The 4,384-nt window shown below is 56.8% G+C and carries 3 protein-coding genes; all 3 read left to right on the top strand.

What is annotated here, in order from left to right:
- The first annotated feature begins 136 nt into the window (after positions 1–136).
- A complete protein-coding gene (locus VGE80_RS24030) occupies positions 137–823 on the top strand; it encodes a dioxygenase family protein (protein WP_373652028.1) in 687 nt (228 codons plus the stop codon).
- A 172-nt stretch (positions 824–995) separates the two neighbouring features.
- Positions 996–1,970 carry a hypothetical protein gene (locus tag VGE80_RS24025; protein ID WP_397570081.1) on the top strand — a complete coding sequence of 325 codons (975 nt, stop codon included), beginning with the start codon at positions 996–998 and terminating at the stop codon, positions 1,968–1,970.
- A 177-nt stretch (positions 1,971–2,147) separates the two neighbouring features.
- Positions 2,148–4,384 (top strand): hypothetical protein (locus VGE80_RS24020; protein ID WP_440594411.1); only part of this gene is annotated, 2,237 nt, incomplete at its 3' end.

The raw sequence follows: 4,384 nt of genomic DNA, 5'->3' as shown, positions 1-4,384 counted from the left end.
ATTCCACCTCCACAAATCCTGTGTTCGTGCCAGGAACTCGATCGACCACTTTGAGTCTTCTGTACTGCGAGCGACCTGTTCGGCCTTCCAACCGGCGACCGCTCGCCCTTCAAGTCAATCCGCTGAAAGGTTGCTCATGTCTCAATGGTCTTCGATCCGTTCTCGACGAGGCTTTCTTCGTAACGTTGCCTTCGGCTCGGCCCTTTTCACAACACCCGGGCTTTTCGCCGAGCAGTTGTTCCAGACCCCTGCTCTGACTGAAGGGCCTTTCTACCCGGACAAGCTGCCGCTCGATCAGGATAATGATCTGCTGATTATCAACGACAGCGTCACCCCCGCCGTCGGTGAAATCACGCATCTAACCGGCCGCATCCTCGACACGAATGGGGCGCCTCTTAAGGACGCAACCATTGAGATCTGGCAATGCGATGCCAACGCGGTCTATCTGCATTCGGCAGACAGCACACCCAAGAAGAGTACGCAGGACAAGCACTTCCAGGGGTTCGGTCGCTTCACCACGGGGTCAACCGGCGAGTATCGATTCCGCACAATCAAGCCCGTTCCTTATCCCGGCCGACCTGCTCCGCATATTCACATCAAAATCAAGCAGGGTGATCGAGAACTTCTGACGACTCAACTGATGATCCGAGGTCACGAAGGAAATGTCCGCGACGGTGTCTTTAATGGGACTCGCGATCTCATTGACCGCGAGTTGCTCATGACAGATTTCAAGCCGATCAAGGAATCCACGATCGGAGAACTTTCGGCTGTCTTTGACATTGTCATTGGTCGTACTCCGGATGATAACGCCAGACTCCGGTAATTTGCCGCCGACGGAGTTCCATACGGTTCCAGATCGTCGGGTGAACTTATCGTTCTTGACAACACCGATTTGCGATCCGTCAGCCGTCGATGGGAAGGCAGGAGCATCTGTCGAGAAACGTTCAGCAGTCTAGAAACGGCACCGAACATTGGTCTGATAAAGAGGTTTTCCAATGCGAGTATTGATTGCGCTCTGTCTGGTTGGGTCCATCGCAGGTGCAGCCTGGATGGCGACGAATGCGTTAGCGCAGCCCCCCGGTGGACCTCCGGGCGGCACTCCGGGTAGTGGATTCCCTGGTGGGCCCCCCGGCCGTGCCCGGGAACGTGATCGTGGACGTCCGATCGGTATCCACAGTTCGGTCGAGCGAATGATGACGTTTGACGCGAACAAAGACGGCGAACTGATGAAGGAAGAAGTGACTGACACTCGACTGGTAGCACTATTTGAAAGTGCTGATGCCGACAAGGATGGGAAGCTCACGCGGGAGGAATTGACGACCTACCTGACGAAGGAGGCTGAGACTCTCCAAGACAACGGTCCCGCTTGGGACGGACCTCCCGGCGGCTGGCCAGAAGCCGGGGGGCCCGGAAGGCGTGGACCGGGAGGCACCGGTGGCGGGCCAGGGCCCCGTCCTCCGTTTGGGCCAGGTATGCACTTTGGACCCGCATTTCGTGGACCCCTCCCAATCGGCCAGATTATGCCTGAGCCGATTCAGGATTCTCTGAAGCTTTCCCCCCTTCAGAAACGTCGGATTGAAAACCTTCAGCGCAATGTCGATCGAAAGCTGTCGGAAATACTGACCGTTGATCAACTCGAGCAGTTCCACGAATTCAATCATCATGGACCGCGTGGTATGGACGGCATGATGGGCCCACCTCCTGGCCCACCACGCGGCCCTGGAGGGCCAGAAGGACCAGGTGGTCCGAGAGGGCGACGCGGTCCTCCCGATCGCGAAGGGCCTCCCGGAGGCAGACCCGAGAGGGACGAATTCGGGCCACCTCCGCGGCAACGTCCCCAAAATGGCGGACGGGGCACTGCAGCACCAGACGAGGACCGCAGGCTGCCAGAGGCCCCCTTGCCTGGAAAAGAACCCGAAGGTGCAGGAGGGTCCCCAGAGGCGAAGACAGAAGAGACTGTGCCGAACTGACGATCGGAGAACAGAGCCCTTTGGGGGCTCTGTTCGTTTGTGCTCTACCTTCCCAAACCTGAACGATTGGTCTGGGTGGACGCAGGGTGTAATGTGATGACAGGACTCGCACAGGGGGTTGTGCGATAACACTTTTCTGCGCGCCCGATTACCATGTTCGTGGGGATTTCGTGTGCAATGAAAAGTGTCCTGTCTCCAAGTGCTGAACGATCGTTACTCGGGCCGATTACTTTGTCTGACCAACTGAGTCTGGAAAACGAACGACAACTCCTGAAGAATCTGCTCGAACGAGTCAGTCACCGTTTGGCATGCGAACAGGAGATTGAAGCTCGCCACGCAGACGAAGCGCAATCCGAGCAAGAGCAGTATCAGAACGTCTTGCAACTGCTCACCGAGACTTATGAAAATGAACAGACGGAGCGAGAAAAGTCATTTCGGTCACACTTGGCAACTCTGCATCAGCGGTGTGACGCGGATGCGAGCAAGATTCAATCTGACTATTCTTCACGCTTGACTCGTGCCGAAGATCGGCTGGCGAGTGAGACCGAACTTGCAGAGAAAGAGCGTGACGAAGCCGTATGGCTCGTTTCATCGCTCCTCGACGAAGACTCTGATGGCAGTCCTCTGGTTCGTCTGAAGCAGACCGAACGAGAGTTAACGGCGACCGGAAACGAGTTGACCGCAGGACTCAAAGGACTTGATGACGGTCACGACCGGGTGGTTCGATTTCTGCAACGGTGCCGCATCTGGAACGATCCGGGTGAGGTGACGCCCACCCTGCCCTTGTCGTCAGTTGAAGTGATGAAGTCAGCCTGTCTCGCTGAGGTCGCTGCGGCGGAACCTCTCCAACAGAGAATCCTGGCGCGACTTCTTCCTCGCCTGTTCGCAGGACCATTTCCGCTGCTTCTGTTCCTGCTGATTGCCGGCACGCTTTTTGGCCTGTTATACGGTGTCGTTGATCCATCACTCGTGACTCTGAAGCTCAAGGCGACCGACCGTGACTGGGTGTGGATTTGTACAGGTGTTGCATCAGCGACCGGGTTGGTATTGATCCTGTTTCTGCACCTCTATGCATCCCGTCGCACATACCCGGATTACGAGCAACTGGTCCAACATCGTGCGAATGCGCATTACGCCTACTCGGTGTGGGACAAGGACGGCCGGTCAGAACTGAATACGCTCAGCGCTCAATGCGCGGATTTGAACGATCAACGGGCCAAACGCCGCGAGTCAGCAATTTCTGCGGCCGACAATAAGCTGACAACCCGGATTACCCAACTGCAACGCGAGTATATGGAGGCCGTCGATCAGTCCAACGCAACCTTTCCCGTGCTGCTCAGGCAAGTCGAAGAATATCGGCAGAAGGAAACGGAAGCCGCGCAGCGTTCCTATCGGCTCGACATGGACGCCCTCCGTTTTCGTCGTGAATCCGATTTCCGTCAGTTACAGACAGAGTTTGACTCACGCGTCGCTGAGGGGCGTAATCGCTACCAGCAGGCCTGGCTCCAATTGATCCATACCTGGAAAACAGACCTCGCAAAACTGGGACAGCAAAGTTCCGGTCTACTCACGAAAGCAGATTCGTTGTGCCCTTCGTGGGAGTCCCTCGCCAGTAGAGAGGTCCCACCACCCGAGTCCTCCCCTGCGGTGCTGAGTCTGGGACGGATTGAAGTGGATCTCGACATGATCGATGGGGGAGTCTCGACCGATCCCCGCCTGTCGATTGATCAGCCCCGCTTTGACCTCCCTCTGCTGCTGCCGTTACAAGAGAGACCTTCACTGGTGCTGAAGGGGGCGGGCAGCGGTCGCGACGCGGCGGTGAGCGTCCTTCAGTCCACAGTCCTTCGTTTCCTGACATCGTTGCCGCCGGGTAAAGTCCGACTGACGATTCTGGATCCTGTCGGTCTTGGTGCTAACTTTGCGGCGTTCATGCATCTGGCCGACTACGATGAACTGCTCGTCTCGAGCCGGATCTGGTCTGAGCCCGCTCACATCGAGAAGAAACTTGGCGAGCTGACCGAACATATGGAAACGGTCCTGCAAACTTACTTGCGGAACGAGTTTCCGACGATCGACGACTACAACCAGTTTGCGGGAGAAGTTGCCGAGCCGTATCGCTTGCTGGTCATTGCCAATTTTCCCGCAAACTTCACGGACGTCGCACTGCGTCGACTGGTCAGTATTGCTGAGGGGGGCCGCCGCTGCGGTGTCTTTATCCTGATGAGCGTCGATCAGTCGCAAGAGCTTCCCCGCAGCTTCTCACTAGCAAACCTGGAAAAATCAGCCACCGTACTGCAGTGGAAGGGTGATGGATTCCGCCTGACTGACAGTGACCTTGCTGCCTGGCCGCTGGCCCTTGAATTGCCTCCCCCCTCAGAGGTATTTGGCCAGATTGTACGATCCGCAGGAGAGCT

This window comes from Schlesneria sp., from assembly GCF_036405755.1.
In the GTDB taxonomy this organism is placed as follows: domain Bacteria; phylum Planctomycetota; class Planctomycetia; order Planctomycetales; family Planctomycetaceae; genus Schlesneria; species Schlesneria sphaerica.
This window is presented reverse-complemented; position numbering and strand designations above follow the sequence as displayed.